The sequence below is a fragment of the Undibacterium sp. MH2W genome, assembly GCF_049340215.1.
Lineage (GTDB): Bacteria > Pseudomonadota > Gammaproteobacteria > Burkholderiales > Burkholderiaceae_D > Undibacterium.
Map to the genome: position 1 here is coordinate 264,934 of NZ_JBMPPA010000002.1, position 17,716 is coordinate 282,649.

At 49.7% G+C, this 17,716-nt stretch carries 16 protein-coding genes; 8 read left to right on the top strand and 8 right to left on the bottom strand.

The genetic code is table 11. The annotated features are described in order from the left end of the window. Positions 1-181: 181 nt before the first annotated feature. The 4 genes from ACO0K2_RS05480 (at position 182) to ACO0K2_RS05495 (ending at position 6,670) form a co-directional block, all read left to right on the top strand. Positions 182-1,330: a serine hydrolase domain-containing protein gene (locus tag ACO0K2_RS05480; protein ID WP_423016576.1), complete on the top strand. Its 1,149-nt coding sequence runs from the start codon at positions 182-184 to the stop codon at positions 1,328-1,330. A 213-nt stretch (positions 1,331-1,543) separates the two neighbouring features. Beyond that, positions 1,544-2,950, top strand: a complete 1,407-nt coding sequence (locus ACO0K2_RS05485; RefSeq protein WP_423016578.1) for a metallophosphoesterase family protein — start codon at positions 1,544-1,546, stop codon at positions 2,948-2,950. A gap of 307 nt (positions 2,951-3,257) precedes the next feature. Then, complete coding sequence (locus tag ACO0K2_RS05490) at positions 3,258-4,907, top strand: methyl-accepting chemotaxis protein (RefSeq protein ID WP_423016580.1); 1,650 nt, start codon at positions 3,258-3,260, stop codon at positions 4,905-4,907. A 23-nt stretch (positions 4,908-4,930) separates the two neighbouring features. Then, entirely contained in the window at positions 4,931-6,670 is a 1,740-nt protein-coding gene (locus ACO0K2_RS05495; protein WP_423016582.1) for a methyl-accepting chemotaxis protein, read from the top strand. A 98-nt stretch (positions 6,671-6,768) separates the two neighbouring features. On the opposite strand, the gene ACO0K2_RS05500 is transcribed toward ACO0K2_RS05495, so the two are convergent. The 6 genes from ACO0K2_RS05500 to uraH form a co-directional block, all read right to left on the bottom strand. After that, positions 6,769-7,350, bottom strand: coding sequence for an ATP-dependent Clp protease proteolytic subunit (locus ACO0K2_RS05500; protein ID WP_423016584.1), 582 nt, complete (start codon positions 7,348-7,350; stop codon positions 6,769-6,771). Positions 7,351-7,406: 56 nt separating this feature from the next. Continuing rightward, entirely contained in the window at positions 7,407-8,615 is a 1,209-nt protein-coding gene (locus tag ACO0K2_RS05505; protein WP_423016586.1) for a M20 aminoacylase family protein, read from the bottom strand. Between the two features lie 760 nt (positions 8,616-9,375). Continuing rightward, a complete protein-coding gene (locus ACO0K2_RS05510; RefSeq protein ID WP_423016588.1) occupies positions 9,376-9,870 on the bottom strand; it encodes an ureidoglycolate lyase in 495 nt (164 codons plus the stop codon). A gap of 22 nt (positions 9,871-9,892) precedes the next feature. After that, positions 9,893-10,903 (bottom strand): allantoicase, encoded by a 1,011-nt coding sequence (alc, locus tag ACO0K2_RS05515; protein WP_423016590.1) that lies wholly within the window; start codon positions 10,901-10,903, stop codon positions 9,893-9,895. A 31-nt stretch (positions 10,904-10,934) separates the two neighbouring features. Beyond that, positions 10,935-12,182 (bottom strand): urate hydroxylase PuuD, encoded by a 1,248-nt coding sequence (locus ACO0K2_RS05520; protein WP_423016592.1) that lies wholly within the window; start codon positions 12,180-12,182, stop codon positions 10,935-10,937. An 8-nt stretch (positions 12,183-12,190) separates the two neighbouring features. Beyond that, positions 12,191-12,544, bottom strand: coding sequence for a hydroxyisourate hydrolase (gene uraH, locus ACO0K2_RS05525; RefSeq protein WP_423016594.1), 354 nt, complete (start codon positions 12,542-12,544; stop codon positions 12,191-12,193). 256 nt (positions 12,545-12,800) lie between these two features. On the opposite strand from uraH, the gene ACO0K2_RS05530 reads away from it, so the two are divergent. The 4 genes from ACO0K2_RS05530 (at position 12,801) to ACO0K2_RS05545 (ending at position 16,287) form a co-directional block, all read left to right on the top strand. Then, positions 12,801-13,514 carry a GntR family transcriptional regulator gene (locus tag ACO0K2_RS05530; protein ID WP_423016596.1) on the top strand — a complete coding sequence of 238 codons (714 nt, stop codon included), beginning with the start codon at positions 12,801-12,803 and terminating at the stop codon, positions 13,512-13,514. 63 nt (positions 13,515-13,577) lie between these two features. Beyond that, entirely contained in the window at positions 13,578-14,549 is a 972-nt protein-coding gene (puuE, locus tag ACO0K2_RS05535; protein WP_423016598.1) for an allantoinase PuuE, read from the top strand. Beyond that, a complete protein-coding gene (uraD, locus tag ACO0K2_RS05540) occupies positions 14,546-15,064 on the top strand; it encodes a 2-oxo-4-hydroxy-4-carboxy-5-ureidoimidazoline decarboxylase (protein WP_423016600.1) in 519 nt (172 codons plus the stop codon). Before puuE ends, uraD begins: the two co-directional genes overlap by 4 nt. 131 nt (positions 15,065-15,195) lie before the next feature. Then, complete coding sequence (locus tag ACO0K2_RS05545; RefSeq protein WP_423016602.1) at positions 15,196-16,287, top strand: porin; 1,092 nt, start codon at positions 15,196-15,198, stop codon at positions 16,285-16,287. Positions 16,288-16,396: 109 nt separating this feature from the next. On the opposite strand, the gene ACO0K2_RS05550 is transcribed toward ACO0K2_RS05545, so the two are convergent. After that, positions 16,397-16,927: a DUF6985 domain-containing protein gene (locus ACO0K2_RS05550; RefSeq protein WP_423016604.1), complete on the bottom strand. Its 531-nt coding sequence runs from the start codon at positions 16,925-16,927 to the stop codon at positions 16,397-16,399. 32 nt (positions 16,928-16,959) lie between these two features. Continuing rightward, on the bottom strand, positions 16,960-17,337 hold the full coding sequence (locus ACO0K2_RS05555; RefSeq protein WP_423016606.1) for a hypothetical protein: 378 nt from the start codon (positions 17,335-17,337) through the stop codon (positions 16,960-16,962). Between the last annotated feature and the right edge of the window lie 379 nt (positions 17,338-17,716).

Here is a 17,716-nt window from a genome sequence, read left to right on the forward strand (position 1 = left end):
ATAGTAAGTTGAGAGTAAAAAGGGCGGTCACATTGGTGAGGGCTGACGCGGTCATGGGGACGTGGCATGATAGCGTCCGAACGATGACAACGGCATCGCACCGATCTCGATGCATAGCCATTTCAATTTTAAAACGATCATAAACGATATGACTTACGATTTCAGTGAAGTAAATTCATCAATGCAAAAATACGTCGACCGCGAGATTCTGGCAGGGGTATCGACCGCCGTCTTAGTCGGGCAAGACGTGGTGCATCAGCAGTGTGTCGGGTGGGCTGACAAAGAAAACAATATCCCATTGCGTGATGACCATTTATTTCGGATTTTTTCTAATACCAAACTCATTACATCCATCGCCATTCTGCTACTCATGGATGACGGTAAGCTGTCATTGCATGATCCCGTTGAACAGTATTTGCCGGAACTAGGCAACCGTCGCGTGCTCAAGGCAAACGCCACAAGCCTCGACGATACGGAACCAGCGCGTTCCTCGATCACTATTCGTCAATTATTCAACCACACGTCTGGGCTCAGTTATGGTCTCTTAGATCATGGCAGCATGATGTATAAGGCCTATAACGAACGCAAAGTCTTGAATGCTTTTCAGACTTTAGAGGAAATGATCACCGTCTTAGCGCCGCTGCCGCTGAGCTTTCATCCGGGCACAGCATGGCAGTATTCCATTGCAACTGATGTGTTATCGCGTATCGTGGAAGTGGTGAGTGGTCGTAATTTTGAGCAGTTTATTCGTTTGCGTATCCTCAACCCGCTCGGTATGGATGACACGAGTTTCGTCGTGCCTGAGCATAAGCTGGATCGGCTGACTGCCTATTACGGCGGTGCTGACCCGGAAAATATCCTCAAGCGTGGTTTGCGTCGTTTAGAAAAATCACCCTATCCAGGTGCGTTTGTGACGCCAGTGCCGCGCTTGTCGGGTGGTGGTGGCTTGGTCTCTAGTATGCACGACATGCTCGCGCTGATGCGCAGCCTGATGCCCGGTGGTGATGCTTTGCTGAAACCAGACACGCTGCATTTGATGATGCAAAATCATTTGCCACAAGGCACTGGTATCAGTTTTCCGGGCATCGGTGATGTCCCCGGTAAGGGCTTTGGATATGGGGGTGCTGTGACACTGACGCCATCATCCATCGACCCCTCTGGCTCGACAGGCGAATTTGAATGGGGTGGTATTGCAGGCACCCATTGGTGGATCAATCCACGTCACGGTATTGCTGGGGTGTTGATGACGCAGCGCTTGATGAGCTTCTGGCATCCGTTCTCGTTTGATTTTAAACGTGCGGCTTATCAGGCTATCGGGGTCACGTCCTAGTCCCTTGTCCCTGGTTCGGCTTCAGCGCCTTTGTGATGCAGTCGGTAAGGTGGTACGGCGGCGATTGCTAACAAATAAGAGGGTGACTTTCAGGGATTTTTAAGCAAGGTTTCATATTGCTGCCATCTTTGTCGCATACCATAGCGACCTCGATGACATTGCCCCCTCTGGAGAAACAAATTGAATTTACATTGGATACGTCGCATAGGCCTTATGACCAGCGTGCTGGCGCTAGCGGCTTGTAGTTCCGTCTCATCACAGAAATCCACCGCCGTATCGCAAACCGCTTCGATGACTGCGTTGCAGGCATCGTGGGTGGTGATGGGTGAACAAGGGCAAGCCATCGCTCGTGCTATAACGACGGATACGGTTTGTCCTGCCTTGGTGCAAGATGGTGTGGCGCAAGTGATGTCAGTACGTGCTGCGCCGGCGACGATTGCACAGCGAAAAACGGCTAGCAAACCAGAGGCATCGAAGCCTTCTGCATTTCCTGTGCTGACTTGTGAAGCGCCCCTGTTGAAGACAACGGTGTCCGCGAGCATTGCGGGTCATGCATTACCGTTACCAAAAGCAACCGTGAAGCGAATCGTGGTCGTTGGTGATAGTGGCTGTCGTTTGAAGGCATCAGATAACTATTTTCAGCCATGTAATGATGGCGAAAAATGGGCATTTCGATCGATGGTTGAAAAAGCAGCGACCTTCAAGCCAGACCTCGTATTGCACGTAGGTGACTATCAATACCGTGAAAATCCCTGTCCAGACGGTCATCCTGAATGTGCAGGCAGCCCTTGGGGGTATGGTTGGGACACTTGGCAAGCTGATTTTTTTAGTCCAGCGCAGGCTTTATTGAATGCTGCTCCTTGGGTCATGGTGCGCGGAAACCATGAAATATGCACCCGCGCAGGGCAAGGCTGGTGGCGTTTTCTGGACCCTCGTCCATTACAGGCTGGTCGTGACTGTAACCTCGATCAGAACGATATGATGGGTGATTACAGCGCACCTTACGCTGTGCCTTTAGGTACGGTGGGTGGTCAGTCGGCGCAGTTTATTGTGTTTGATTCGTCGAAAGTGCCTGCCAAAGCCTTGTCTCATGAGGACCCCGCGCGTCAGATCTATGTTGATCAGATGAAGTTGGTCAACCAGTTAGCGCAGCAAGCGGACTTTAATCTGTTCACCAATCATCATCCGATTCTGGGGATGTCTGTTGAAAAGAAAAAAAGTGGTGGTCTCGATGTGAAACCCGGAAACGGTGCATTGCAGGACGTGATGCGTGATATCAATCCAGATCGTCTATTCTCGGACAAAATTCAGGTGGCGATCTCTGGTCATGTACACTTATTTGAGGCACTGACTTTTTCAAATAATTTTCCGACGCAATTTGTGTCTGGTAACGGCGGGTCCTCACTCGATACGCCGCTGAAAACCCCGCTGGACCCAAGTGTAACCCCGTACTCTGCTGCGCAGTTGGCGCACTTTAGTAACTCCAATGATGTCGGCTTTATGACCCTTGAGCGGGAACAACATGGTTGGAAAGTCCAAGCATGGAATAAACAAGGGAACCTGATTACCGCGTGTCAGATGCAAGAAAAAAGTACGCAATGTCATCAGGTTATGCAGTGAAATGTCAGATGATGTTGTAAATACGCAAAAATAAAAAACGGAGCCGATGTGCTCCGTTTTTTATTTTTTTGCAGCATTGTTGATGCAAAACGCATATACAGGGGGGGCGTCAGCCCCTGATCGGGCCTTAAAACAGCAATTGTAGAAAATTGTGTTATCTGTGGGAAACTTTTTAATTTGAGTAATAATGAAATTGTTATCCTGCGCAAAAGCATGTCATCTGGCAGTGGCAATTACGTTGTATAGTTACCCATGATGTTTGGTTTCTGTAGCATTTTTTGATATCTGGAATTTTCTGGAGCATGTCATGAAATTGTTTTACGACCTACGAATTGCATCAAAACTCCTTCTTGGCTTTGTCATTTTGTTGCTCCTGACAAGCTTTCTTGGCATCTTTTCTGTCTATCAATTATCCAATGTGAACCAGACGACGGTGGATCTGGGTGCAAACTGGATGCCCAGCGTCAATGCCGCCATGGGTATCAAAGAGCGGATGTCACGTCTTCGAACGCAGGAAATGCAGATTGTCTTATCCGCTGGCGACACCGCCAATGTTGATAAATACACAAAACGCTTTGAGGACTACACGGCAGAATTAAAACAATACGAGCAGGATTACCAAAAGCTGATTTCATCAGAAACCGAAAGAAGCTATTTCATTGAATACCAGAAGTTATGGGATCAATATCTGGCAGAATCAAAAAAACTGCGTGATCAAGCGCGCGCCGGCGACAAAGATGCTGCGGTTGCGACCCTACGTGGTGAATCGTCCAAGCTCAATGCGAAGATCTTGGAGGTTGCCGATAACATTGTGAAGCTCAATGTCGAAGGAGGGAAAGCCTCTTTCCAGACGAGTGCTGAGATTTACAAGTCTTCCCGAATCCTCATTATTACCTTGTGCGTAATCAGCGTGAGTCTTGGTCTTGCGCTTGCCTTCTGGATCGCTGGTGTGATTTCTCGCCCACTACAAGCTGCTGTCAGAATTGCAAAGACCGTTGCTGCGGGAGATTTAAGCATTGACATCCGAGCGGACACGAAAGACGAAACAGGACAATTGCTCGGGGCACTCAAAGAAATGAATGCCAACCTCTTATCGGTAGTGCGTGAGGTGCGGCAAGGAACGGACGCGATTGCGACGGCCTCCACCCAAATTGCGACAGGTAATATGGACTTATCGGCGCGTACCGAGAGCCAAGCGGGGTCATTGGAAGAGACGGCATCGTCGATGGAAGAACTTACGTCCACCGTCAAACAAAACAGCGATAACGCACGTCAAGCAAATCAATTGGCGCAATCCGCTAGTACCGTCGCCCAAAAAGGTGGTGATGTGGTTTCACGGGTCGTCGATACGATGAATACCATCAATGGTTCGTCGAAAAAGATTGTCGATATCATTACCGTCATTGATGGGATCGCTTTTCAGACCAACATCTTGGCACTGAATGCAGCGGTAGAAGCCGCTCGTGCGGGTGAACAAGGGCGCGGCTTTGCTGTGGTGGCATCTGAAGTTCGTAACCTAGCGCAACGCTCTTCGGCAGCAGCCAAAGAAATTAAAATCCTGATCGACGATTCAGTGACCCAAGTCATGCAAGGCACGCAACTTGTGGCTGAGGCAGGCAAAACGATGCATGAAGTGGTGGCCAGTGTTCAGCGTGTTAACGATGTGATTACCGAAATTACCGCTGCATCGACCGAGCAAAGCGCAGGTATTGACCAAGTGAACGATGCCATCATCCATATCGACGAGATTACGCAGCAGAATGCGGCGTTGGTCGAAGAAGCGGCTGCTGCCGCTGCGTCGCTACAAGAACAGGCGGCTAATCTGAGTCAGGTTGTGAGTATTTTCAAATTTGATCAGCATCTGCAACCACATCATGCGAGTGTCCGCACCCACCCGGTGCTGACAAACACGAATCAAAGCCCGACGAAAAAATCGTCGTTGGCATTAACGGCGTAGTTATTTATTCAACGGAGCGATACATGCTATTTTTTAAGAACCTCAAAATCTCTGCCAAGTTGTTAGTTGGTTTTGTGTTGCTATTGGTGTTGACCGCGTTCATTGGGCTTTTTTCCATCTACGAATTATCCAGTGTCAATAACTCTGCGACGGAGTTGGGCACGAATTGGATGCCGAGTGTGAAAGCGGCGATGGGCGTCAAAGAACGACTTTCTCGCATTCGCTCTCAGGAGGCACAGTTAGTGTTTGCTGAAAATCCAGAAGAGATTGCCGTCTACGAAGGGCGTGTGAATGAAGCAGTAAAAGGGTTGCGAGAAAACGAAGCTGCCTACGCTGCGCTCATTACCGAGCCGGAAGAGAAGAAACTGTATGGTGATTTTATTCAGGAAGAGAACGCCTATCTCCAAATCACTGACAAGATGATTGCGTTCAAAAAGGAAAACAAATCAGACGAAGCCATTGCGTTATTGCGTGGAGAGTCTTCTAAGCTCAATAGCAAAATGCGCGGGGTCGTTGATAAGCTTGTCGATATCAACGCCAATGGTGGCATCAATGCCTATAAGTCCAGTATTGCGGTGTATGAGCATTCTCGCAATTTGATTTTCATTTTGTTGATCGTCAGTCTGGCGATTGGTTTTACGTTGGCATTCTGGATTGCAGGCATCGTTTCTCGTCCATTGCAGCACGCTGTGAAAGTGGCGCAAACAGTGGCAGCAGGTGATCTGACGAGTCATATTGAGGTTCGCAGCAGTGATGAAACAGGTCTGCTGTTGCAGGCGCTCAAAGAAATGAACGATAGTCTGATGAGTGTCGTGACGCAGGTGCGCAAAGGTACCGATGAAATTACCTACGCCTCAGCAGAAATTGCGCAAGGCAATTTGGACTTGTCCAATCGTACAGAGACACAGGCGAGTTCGTTGGAGGAAACGGCCTCCTCCATGGAGGAAATTACTTCAACGATTCAGCATAATGCGGACAACGCTCGTCAAGCTAATCAATTGTCTCATTCTGCTTCGGAAGTGGCGCAGCGCGGTGGTAGTGTTGTGTCGCAAGTGGTCACGACGATGGGGTCGATCAACGAGTCGTCTAAGAAAATTGTCGACATTATTGCGGTTATTGACGGCATTGCGTTTCAACCCAATATTCTTGCATTGAATGCGGCGGTTGAAGCCGCCCGCGCTGGTGAACAAGGTCGAGGATTTGCCGTGGTCGCTTCTGAGGTCCGTAACCTCGCACAACGTTCTGCTGGTGCGGCGAAAGAGATTAAAGAGCTCATCAATGATTCCGTCAACAAAGTGGCCGAAGGGTCGCGTTTGGTGGATCAGGCAGGAAGTACCATGAGTGAGGTCGTTGAAAGCGTTCGACGTGTCAGTGACATCATTAGTGAGATTACCGCGGCAGGTTTGCAGCAAAGCGCCGGTATTTCTCAAATCAACGATGCCGTTACCGAAATGGATACGCTCACTCAGCAAAATGCGGCGTTGGTGGAAGAAGCTGCCGCGGCGGCCGCCTCCTTGCAGGAACAGGCGCAGAGTTTATCGCAAGTGGTGAGTGTTTTTAAACTGGATCGCGCGCATGAACAAGAGAGTCACCAAGCAGCATTACGTCCAACGCCTTCCGCAGTGAAAAAAGCAGCGCCTGTATCGAAAGGCACGAAAACATCAACAAAAGCGTTGCCGAAACCATCAGCAGAAAGCCAGTCGCCAAAGACGAGTGCTTCGGGATCGACCGCCAAAGCAACGGATGATTGGGAAGAATTTTGAGGTGATATCCGGCAATGAAAAAAAGCAGCAGAGGTGAACTCTTGCTGCTTTTTTTATTCGTAGTGCAATCCTGATGCGGCCGTATTGACCGCGTTGGATTAGCTTAAGTCGCTTTGCTTGACGATGGTGCGTGAAATCAGGCCGTATTCTTTGGCTTCTTCGGCGCTCATCCAATAGTCGCGATCGATATCATTGGTGACGCGTTCTAAAGATTGACCCGATTCACGGGCGATGAGGGCGGAAATACGCTCACGTACTTTCACGATTTCACGTGCTTGAATCGCGATATCAGTTGCTTGTCCACCGCAGCCACCGCTTGGCTGATGAATTAAGAAGCGCGTATTTGGCAGGCAAACGCGGCGCTCTTTCGGTACGGCCAAGAACACACTCACTGCGGCGCTTCCAACCCAACCTGTGCCCACCATGTTGACAGGCGCATCGATGAATTTGATCATGTCGTGGATGACGTCACCGGACTCCACATGGCCACCTGGAGAAGAAACCAAGATGGTAATCGGTTCTTTCGATTCGGCGGCCAACGCGATCAGACGTTTGCTGACATCTGCGGCGAGTTTGTCGTTGATCGTGCCAAACACCAGAACGGTACGGGATTTAAAGGCCTTTTCTTCCAGAAAAGGGCTACGCGCTGCGTCGGTGTTGTTGTCTTTTTCGTCGGCCATAAGATCTACTTTGTGTATAAGGTTGTTGGGGTAAAAATTCTCGGTGCTCTACAGCCTCAGATGGCTGCGGGGGCCGCTTTTTTCAAGTAAGTTTCTGCTAAGCGTACCCAATAAGTGGCACCAATCGGCAGAAGGTCATCGTTAAAGTCGTAGCTGGGATTATGCAGGTTGCAAGGACCAAGACCGTGACCGATATCACGATGTTGTCCATCACCGTTACCAATAAAGACGTAGCAGCCCGGTTTTTCTTGGAGCATAAACGCAAAATCCTCGGCACCCATAGTCGGTTCAACCTGTGCGTCAACATGCTCAGCCCCGACCACGGCGCGCATAACTTCTGTGGCAAATGCGGTTTCTTTGGGGTGATTAATCAGTGGTGGATAGTTACGTTTAAACTTAAACTCGACCTCTGCATCAAATGCAGCGGCAGTGTGTTCCGCAATGGTACGCATCCGGTGCTCGATCATATCAAGCATCGAGGTGGTAAAGGTACGCACCGTGCCAACGAGCTCTGCTTCGTCAGGGATAACGTTGGTGGCGCTTCCCGCATGAATTTGCGTGACGGATAACACGGCAGATTCAAGCGGACTGGCATTGCGGCTGATAATGGTCTGCCAGCTTTGGGCGATCTGAACGGCGGTCATCACTGGATCGATTCCCTTGTGTGGTTGCGCGGCGTGCGCGCCTTTGCCCTTGACCGTGACGTAAAATTCATTGGATGAGGCCATCATCGGCCCTGGCGTGACACCAAAGGTACCTACGGCTGCGCCAGGCCAGTTATGCATGCCAAACACCGCTTCCATGGGGTATTTTTCAAATAAACCATCCTTGATCATGGCTTTTGCGCCACCACCGCCTTCTTCTGCAGGCTGAAAAATCACATAAACGGTGCCATCAAATACCTGATGCTTGGATAAGTAGTGCGCGGCACCAAGAAGCATTGCCGTATGACCATCATGTCCGCAGGCATGCATTTTTCCGGCATGGCGGGAGGTATGCGCAAAGGTATTGATTTCCTGCATTGGCAATGCATCCATATCGGCGCGTAAGCCAATCGCGCGCGCGCTTGTGCCTTGTTTGATGATGCCCAGCACGCCAGTGACGCCTAAGCCTCGTACGACGGGGATGCCCCACGCTTCGAGTTGACGGGCGACCACGTCGGCGGTGCGGTGTTCTTCGTAACACAGCTCAGGATGGGCGTGAATATCACGTCGGATTTGTTGAATTTCATGCTGAAATTCGATGATAGGGTCGATCAGTTGCATCACAGTCTCCGTATTGTGCTGTCTGTCGTGGTGAGCTAGTTGTGAAGAAACCAACGCACCATGGCACAACATAGTATTTGTTACCCACACGACGGCGTTACTGGCTGTCGCGCTCTGGGTATTGAATCAAAAAAGATATCAAGAAAGATACCAGATTCTAAGGCAGGCTGTGTGAAAGCGTACACCCAGCAGCATTGTAGAGGGGAGATTATTGTGACAAGTTATGCGTTGCGGTGATGAGTGGTATACGAATAATAAAGCAGACATCTATGTTGCAGTGCACTATAGTTACACGTGTCTCCTCCAACACCTCCTAAGGTTTGGATTTAACCCGCAACCAACAGGTCGCGGGTTTTTTTTTATCCACATTTTTCTGATCCATGGCGTTGCCGATGACAACGCGCACGCATCATTCGATTATTTCTGTTAAGAAAAAAATATCATCGTGAAAAAAAAGGTGCACCAAGCGCAATCCTTGGCGCTGCTTACTGATCCCGCTGATGCTTGATATGTTGAAGAGATTTTGCGTTACGCACACTTTTTCCTTGCAGAAATAACCATATAAAAATTCATTTCTTTGCGGAAATGAATAGTTCGAATGAGATATATGATTTATGAATGTTTGATATGCGGAAATAGTAGTTGGTGTATTTGTTGCGCTGCGATATAGTTACACCTGTCTCCTCCAACACCTCCTAAGGTTTGGATTTAAGCCCGCAACTAGCGGGCTATTTTTTTATCTGGCGCTTTCTGTCAGCTGTCAGCCCACCACCCAACGACCATCGAGTGTGACCTCGTCGCAATTGAATCCTTCGCCGATCCGGTCCATCACCACAAAATCACTGACCCGATGCAAGGCAATCAAGGGATGGTGCCAGACGCCGCGTGCGTAATTGACACCCTGAAACCCCTTGCATAAGAAGGCCTGCATGCTGTTTTCATCAAAGTCGCCCGGTGGTGCAACGACAACGAGATATTCATCATCGGGTTGGACAGTCATCGGAACAAACGCCTGACTACCCAGCGGGTGACGCTCCATGACGGTGATCGCTAACGGCATCGACCTTGGTTGGCCGCGAAATACGCTGAGGATCGTTTTACCGTCCATGGCGTGGGTATCGGCCGTTGCCAAGGCATGAAATCGCTCAGTGGTTCCTTGATTGATTGGATAATGCCGTGCGCCTTCAAGCATGATGACTTCGCCGAAAGGGGCGAAGGCTTCTCTGGTCAACGGCTGGATAGTCAGGGTGGGCATGAAGCGTATTCCGATCGTGATCTTAAGCTAATCGACTCAGTAAGCGCAGACGGGAAACACCCCCATCTGGGAAAATATTCAGACGGATATGGGTGATCGCGCCCAGCGGTTGAATCTCTTGCTCATAGTAGTGTTGGTGATCCATTTGCAATCGTTGCTGTGGCAGTAATACAGGCCAGAACATGGATTGTGTGATCAATGAGGTCTCGGTGCCGCCCACCATGGATGCTGCTTGAATCGAACAGCTATCGGGAAAATTACCTTTGAAGTGACAAGTGTCGACTTCGATTTTTTCAACAATCCCCGGATGGGCAAGGGCGATAATGCACCAATCGTTGCCTGGCTCACGGCGACGACGCGTTTCCCAGCCATCTCCCATATTGACGCCACGTCCTGGCATTAGAAGATTGGATGCAAGACCAAAATGTTGGTTGTTGGTTGCCACAACATAGCCGCCATTCTCCATCGCAATCAAATCAAACAGGCTGGAGCGATCCGCTGACGCCCAGTCGGTTTCTGGTTGTGCATAGACGCGCAAACGCGCTACGCCGCCGTCGGGGTAGATGTTGAGGCGTAAATGGGTGAAGGCGCCGGGATGCGTAATCTCGTGATAATGATGACTATTCCCTTGTAAATTGACAGAGGGCAGTACTTCTTGCCACACCGTATTCGCGTCAGGTTCGCCATTGGCGATAAACGCGCCCTCCAGCGAGGCGGCGGGTGGATAGTTTCCGGTGAAATGGCTGGTATCGATATCGACCCCTTTTAAGATGCCTGCCCGTGCCAGTTTGAGTGTGCACCAGTCATAGCCATTGACGCGCTTGCGGCGGGACTCCCAGCCATCCATCCATTTACCGTTGGTGTCGTATTTGCCAGGAATAAAAACAGCAGGCTCAGGATGAAGCATCCGTGCCATTTCGGCAAAAAAATCGTCACTGCACGCCAATGTGGCGGCGCCTAAACGCGGATCAGCGAGATTAGGATAGCGACGGGTAAATTCAGGGGCATTCGGGTCAAGGGTAATGATGGCCATGAGCTACTTTCAATAAGGGAACGGCAAATTGTTAGTTGGTTGAAGGATGAACGGCAGCAGTAGCAGAGGCTGGAGCAGAAGCTGCACCTGTACCTGCATCTGCACCGTTTTCCACCCAATGCGCGATCACCGCGCGTTCTTGTTCTGTGATGTTCGTCAGGTTGCCAAGCGGCATAATTTTTTGTTGTACCACTTGCTGATAAATCAGTTGGGCTTTTGCTTCGATCACACCGGGTTGGTCAAACATCAAACCTTTTGCGGGACTATCCATCAACGTTGGATGTGATGAATGGCATTGCACACACCGCGCCTGCACAATGTGCTGCACTTCGGCAAACTGATTGGCGGTTGGGGTGACTGCATTCGTCGCCGATGGGGTCGGCATAATCCAAGCCGCCACGCCACCAAGAATCACGATCGCCACTAGTGGGTAAATTGCTTGTGTTTTTCCTTTGTGGCGCAGAATAAAAAATTGTCGAATCAAGACGCCTGCTACCATCATCAACACCAAGACGGCCCAATTGTTGCGGGCGCTGTAGACCATGCTGTAGTGATTGGAGAGCATCGCAAATAACACAGGCAAGGTGAAATACGTGTTGTGAACGCTACGCTGTTTGCCACGTTGTCCATGGACAGGATCCACCGGTTGCCCCGCTTTCATCGCCGCAACGACTTTGCGTTGTCCGGGAATGATCCAGAAAAAGACATTCGCACTCATGATGGTGGCGATCATGGCACCGATAATCAGAAAGGCAGCACGTCCAGAAAACAAATGACACGCGCCCCAAGCCGCCGCAATGACATACCCAATAATGAGCGCAGAAAGCAGGCGTTCGTTTTTACCGAAGAGCCTGCACAGCAAGTCATAGACAATCCACCCTAATGCCAGAAAACCCAATGCCGCTGCGACCGCCGTCGCTGGTGTCAGCGATGCTACTGAGGGATCAATGAGATACGTGCGGGCATTGAATAAATAGACGAGGGTGAACAAGCTAAACCCAGACAACCAGGTGCTATAAGATTCCCAATAAAACCAATGCAGATGTTCAGGCAAACGGGGTGGCGCACCGAGATATTTTTGGGGATTATAAAATCCACCGCCATGCACCGCCCACAACTCGCCACCGACCCCTTGCTTGCGCAGTTGCTCATCGGTTGGTGGTGTCAGATGGTTATCCAACCACACAAAATAGAACGACGAGCCGATCCAAGCAATCGCCACAATCACATGTAGCCAACGTAATAACAGGTTGGCCCAGTCCAATAAATACGCTTCCATGAATCTTCCTAACTGCCGCGATAAGTTGAGTAGCTCCAAGGCGTGGTCACCAAGGGCACGTGATAGTGTTGGCTGGCATCGGCAACACCAAACCGCAGAGTGACAACACCCAAAAATGCCGGTTCGGTAACGGGTACACCAAGCGCCTGAAAATAATGACCGATATCAAAATCTAACTCATAGATGCCACTTGTGAGCGCCTCGCCTTCGAGTAAGGGTTGATCGCAGCGCCCATCTGCATTGGTCACGCGTTCGCAGAGCAAATGCCGCTGCCCACTGTCTGTGCGGTACAGACGTACCTGAATGCCTTGCCCCGGTTTGCCGTGGGCGGTGTCGAGTACATGTGTCGTCAGACGTCCCATACCAGTCCTCTATGTATTTAAGAAAATGAAACAAATTGTCGACAATCTTAAGTCGTTTAAAAACGACATGTCAAACATAAATACAATAAGTAGTTGTAAAGAAAGGGAAATACGGCAGTTTTTGCCACAAAATATACCTATTCAATCATTTTTTGTTTATCGATTGTCGACAATCGTGATTAAATAAGATGATTGATGAGCAGGCTCATTACGTCTGATCAACGTGCAGCCGGCATGGCAACCAACAACGACAATCGTGAATACTAACCAGACTACCCACCTCGACCACGCCGACAACGCTGAAAAAGAACAGCGTATGTACCGTGATATCTACGATGCCATCATGGACCATCGTTTACCTGCTCGTACCAAATTAACAGAGCAATCTTTAAGCCAGATCTACAACATGGCGCGTCACGGTGTGCGCAAAGTGTTAACGCAATTATCTGCCGATGGCTTAGTCGATCTCGAGCCCAATCGTGGTGCATTTATTGCCAGCCCGGGCGAAAAAGAGGCGCAGGATATGTTTGAGTTGCGACAAAATCTGGAGCAACTTGCTGTAGAAAAAGTGCTTGTCCACGTGCAAAGCAACAGTGAGGGGCTCGTCGCGTTGCGCCAGATGGTCGAGCGTGAACGCGATGCCTATCAACAAGGTGACCGCGCACAATGGATCCGATTATCGGCAGATTTTCATATTGAACTAGCGCGCTTGAGCGGCAACGATTTATTAGTTGAAATGCTACGTCGCTTAGTCTCTCGCACAACATTAATGATTTCCAGTAACGATGTGCCTGGTACCCGACCTTGCTCATTCGATGAGCACTTCAAGGTCCTCGAAGCCTTGGAGCGTCGTGATAAAAAGTCAGCGTTACATGAAATGGCACAACATTTGCATCAGTGCGCTTGTCGTACGCCCAAAAATGTTGGAAAAAGTTTTGATTTAAAAGCAGTACTTGGTCAACGAAGCTGATCCGCGATGGATCATGTTTGATACGTTGACCATATTGTTCCGACATGAATGGAGAAAAAACGAATGACGATCACCTCAGCTTACCCGCGCGATTTGATTGGATACGGTCGCCATGTGCCACACGCACAATGGCCGCAGCAAGCACGTATTGCCGTGCAGTTTGTCTTGAATTACGAAGAAGGTGGTGAAAATTGTGTTCTGCATGGTGATGCCACCTCGGAGCAATTTTTATCCGAAATCGTTGGCGCTGCTGCCTATGAAGCGCGGCATATGTCGATGGAATCGATTTACGAATACGGCTCACGTGCAGGTGTTTGGCGGATTTTGCGTGAATTCGAAAAACGCGGTTTGCCCCTCACGGTGTTTGGCGTAGCGATGGCTTTGCAGCGTCATCCAGAATTGACACAAGCGTTTTCAGAACTAGGACATGAGATTGCCTGCCACGGATTGCGTTGGATTCATTATCAACACATGGATGAGGCAACAGAACGTGCGCATATGCAACAAGCGGTGCAGATTCTGCGCGAATTGACGGGCAGCGCGCCGTTGGGGTGGTACACCGGACGCGATTCACCGAATACGCGGCGCTTGGTGGTTGAGCATGGCGGTTTTGCGTACGACGCCGATTATTATGGCGACGATTTACCGTTTTGGACTGAGGTCAATACGGGCGCTGGTGAGGTCAAGCCCCATCTTGTCGTGCCGTATACGCTCGATGCCAATGACATGCGTTTTGCGACGCCACAAGGTTTTAATACTGGGGAACAGTTTTTTACGTATTTGAAAGAAAGTTTTGATGTGTTGTATGCCGAGGGCGATCCTGCTGGTGACAATGCACCAAAAATGTTATCGGTCGGTATGCATTGTCGCTTACTGGGACGACCTGGCCGCTTCCGTGCTTTGCAACGCTTTTTAGATTATGTACAGTCGCATGACAAAGTCTGGATTTGCCGACGGATTGATATCGCACAACATTGGATGGCAACGCATCCGTATGCTGGCGCAGTTCTTGCGGGACAAGGAGGGCAGCGATGAGTGCGTGTTATCAATTAGCAACGGTGAATCAATTGCCGGATACCGATTTTGTACAGCTGTTGGGAGGAATTTTTGAACATTCACCCTGGGTGGCGCAGGCAGTTGTGGGGCAGCGCCCTTTTGATAGCGTAGCAAGTTTGCATGCAGCGATGGCCAAGGCAGTACGTGACGCCGATGAAGAGGCTCGACTCACGCTCATTCGTGCCCACCCAGAACTGGCAGGTAAAGCGGCAGTGAGGGGGGAGCTCACAGCAGAGTCAACACGAGAACAAAGTGGTGCCGGATTGAATCAATGTAGCCCTGAAGAATTCGCGGAATTACAACGGTTAAATGATCAATATAATAAAAAATTCGGCTTTCCATTCATCATTGCTGTACGAGGACATGACAGACAAAGTATTATCCGGCACTTCACGCAGCGGCTCCATGCAGACCGCGCCACTGAAATGCAGGAATGCATCGAGCAAATTGTCCGGATTGGCGGTTTCCGTCTTGCTGATGTGATCCAATCCTGAGAGTGAGTTGGATGCCTTGTCGCCGACTTTGCAGGATTGTCACTTGATGTACGAGTACGATGAATTATGTGTAAAGCGCTCTCTGCGCTGCTGCAACAGAATTTTTTTAACACTTTGATAAAGGAAAAACGATGAAAATGAAATTCAATAGTCTGGTCGTTGCAGTTGCAGCAACTCTCGCAGCAGGTAGTGCGTTGGCACAATCCAGCGTTTCCGTTCAAGGCTTGGTCGACATGTCGGCTGGATCGATCAAGTACAGTGGCGATACGGGTAGCAAACTGTCCGTCAACAGCGGCGGTATGACCACATCTTGGTTGGGTTTCAAAGGCGTTGAAGACATCGGCAACGGCTTGAAAGTTGATTTCGCTTTGACAAGCTTTTTGCAAGCAGACAATGGTCAGTCTGGCCGTTTTTTTGGCGACACGCTGTTCTCCCGCGATGCCAACGTTGGCTTGTCTGGTGATTTCGGTAAAGTATCTCTGGGCCGTAATTTGTCCCCTAACTTCTTGCCAGTCGTGATTTTTAATCCGTTTGGCGATTCGTTCAACTTCTCACCATTGGTCTTGCATACTTGGGTACCAAACGGTAATTTCGGTGCACGTACATGGGTAAATTCTTCTGCTGCTGACTCTGGCTGGAGCAACGAAATCATCTACACGACACCAAGCTTCAATGGCCTGACAGCGAACATCCACTATCAAGCAGGTGAGCAAGCAGGAAAAACTGGCGTGAATAACGTTGGCGCGAACGTGCTGTACTTCAACGGCCCACTGGCATTGACTGCTTACTACCATCAGGCACAAGTAGGTAACCCAACCCCAGGCGCGATCGTTGATGCAACAAGCACACCGATCAACTACGCTTCGATCAACTACCAAAAATCCTATTTCATTGGTGGTAGCTATGATCTGAACGTAGCGAAATTGTTTGCAACTTACTCATCCACAAAAGATGACACAACATCGACAGCAACGATGACAGACAAGACCTACAGCCTTGGCGCAAAAGTGCCAGCGGCGGGTGGTAATGTGTTGTTAGCGTTCGCAGATACAAAACGCACTGGTAGCTTAGTGGGTGCTGATTTGAGCCGTGATACGTTCTCTGCTGGCTACGACTACGATCTGTCAAAACGTACAGACGTCTACGCAGTCGCCATGAGCGATAAGATCAATACAGCAGACCGTGCAAACAGCGTTGCTGTTGGTATTCGCCACAAGTTCTGATCATTGATGACAGCAACTGATTAGCGTCCGCGCTAATCGAACCCACATCCCCATCGGCATGTCGCGAGACCCGATGGGGATGTTGCTTGATGGGGGGCGTCTTGGTATGTTAGCCGCGACTTTGATAGATGACGTGCTCCAATTCAGGTAGTCCGTACACATCGGCATTACTTAAAAAGTCATCAAATGGGCCGAGTTTATGAATCACTTTGCCATCCTTGAAGACGAATTGCAGACCTTCTACTTCGTTCCAGTCACAATCGCATTCGAGAAGTACGTAAACACCTTGCTCCGCCGTTTGACGACGGCACACCAAAATCTCTTCACCAAACTGAATATGCTGCCACACACCCTCTGGGGTATCGATGGCAATCACTTCTTGTCCTTCACTTTTTGCGAACTGCGCACAGTCTTGGTAGTAAGCAAAAATATCTTTTTCTACAGCGAGTAACACGCTTTTATCGAGCTCCAGAAAATGCGTGATGGCATCACTAAATTCTTGCGGGCGCGGATCATCCGGATATCCTTCGATCAAGAACTCGCACCGATGACCATCGAGTGCTGGAATCGCGATCGGCGCGCTAATGAGCCAGTCGTTTTCTGTGTCTTCTGTAAGTGGTCCGAGAGGAGCGATGTGCATAGAAGTCCTAATGAAAAATGAATGAACGAGCGTTAACGATGACAAGAGGCCATCGCCTTCGGTGAGATCAGTAACAGCAGAAAAATGACCAACAAGCTGAATAATAAAACGACGTGCATACCGGGTAAGTGCGACAAACTATATTGATTGATCACACGGCTACCGAGCCGATACAGTTGAAATGCACTCGCTGCTAAACCAAGCCACCACGCCCATGCGTAGCGCCCTAACAAGCCGATAGCGATGAGCAACCCACACAGCGCAATCAACCACATCACTGGTTGGTTCAAACTAATCTGAATGCTGACATGACTCGCGTTGCCTGCGAGATTGAGTAACGAGTTGCCAACCACAGCAGCAACATACACAACTGCTGTCACGGCGGCAAGGATAATCCGGGTTCGTGCCACAAGAAACCTTTTTTTGATGAAATGGAGGTGCCGTTTGGCGATGCGGTTCGACGTTGGCATCGATGTGCGCCAAAACGTGTTGTATTTTATCAATTTTATAGGGATTGACTGCTTGTTTCTGCGTTATCGACCCATGTCATTGGGCTTGGTCAAGGACGGATCACCACTCACCAAAAGAAAGCGCATCCGCGCACTGGATCCCCCGCGTGCGCGGAGGATGACGAGCGAGGGGGTGAACATGGAAGGGTGCTAGGAGAAAACGCGGTAGGAAGTTCAATGACGAAGTTGCGTAGAAGGGTATGAGGGTGGGACTACGCGATAGGAAGTTCAACGATAAAGCTGAATGGAAGGGGAATGGGGGACGACGAGATAGGAAGTT

Coding starts and splice junctions, on each gene's coding strand:
- ACO0K2_RS05480 (WP_423016576.1), top strand. CDS start 182: ATGCAAAAATACGTCGACCGCGAGATTCTGGCAGGGGTATCGACCGCC.
- ACO0K2_RS05485 (WP_423016578.1), top strand. CDS start 1,544: ATGACCAGCGTGCTGGCGCTAGCGGCTTGTAGTTCCGTCTCATCACAG.
- ACO0K2_RS05490 (WP_423016580.1), top strand. CDS start 3,258: ATGAAATTGTTTTACGACCTACGAATTGCATCAAAACTCCTTCTTGGC.
- ACO0K2_RS05495 (WP_423016582.1), top strand. CDS start 4,931: ATGCTATTTTTTAAGAACCTCAAAATCTCTGCCAAGTTGTTAGTTGGT.
- ACO0K2_RS05500 (WP_423016584.1), bottom strand. CDS start 7,350: ATGGCCGACGAAAAAGACAACAACACCGACGCAGCGCGTAGCCCTTTT.
- ACO0K2_RS05505 (WP_423016586.1), bottom strand. CDS start 8,615: ATGCAACTGATCGACCCTATCATCGAATTTCAGCATGAAATTCAACAA.
- ACO0K2_RS05510 (WP_423016588.1), bottom strand. CDS start 9,870: ATGCCCACCCTGACTATCCAGCCGTTGACCAGAGAAGCCTTCGCCCCT.
- alc (WP_423016590.1), bottom strand. CDS start 10,903: ATGGCCATCATTACCCTTGACCCGAATGCCCCTGAATTTACCCGTCGC.
- ACO0K2_RS05520 (WP_423016592.1), bottom strand. CDS start 12,182: ATGGAAGCGTATTTATTGGACTGGGCCAACCTGTTATTACGTTGGCTA.
- uraH (WP_423016594.1), bottom strand. CDS start 12,544: ATGGGACGTCTGACGACACATGTACTCGACACCGCCCACGGCAAACCG.
- puuE (WP_423016598.1), top strand. CDS start 13,578: ATGACGATCACCTCAGCTTACCCGCGCGATTTGATTGGATACGGTCGC.
- uraD (WP_423016600.1), top strand. CDS start 14,546: ATGAGTGCGTGTTATCAATTAGCAACGGTGAATCAATTGCCGGATACC.
- ACO0K2_RS05545 (WP_423016602.1), top strand. CDS start 15,196: ATGAAAATGAAATTCAATAGTCTGGTCGTTGCAGTTGCAGCAACTCTC.
- ACO0K2_RS05550 (WP_423016604.1), bottom strand. CDS start 16,927: ATGCACATCGCTCCTCTCGGACCACTTACAGAAGACACAGAAAACGAC.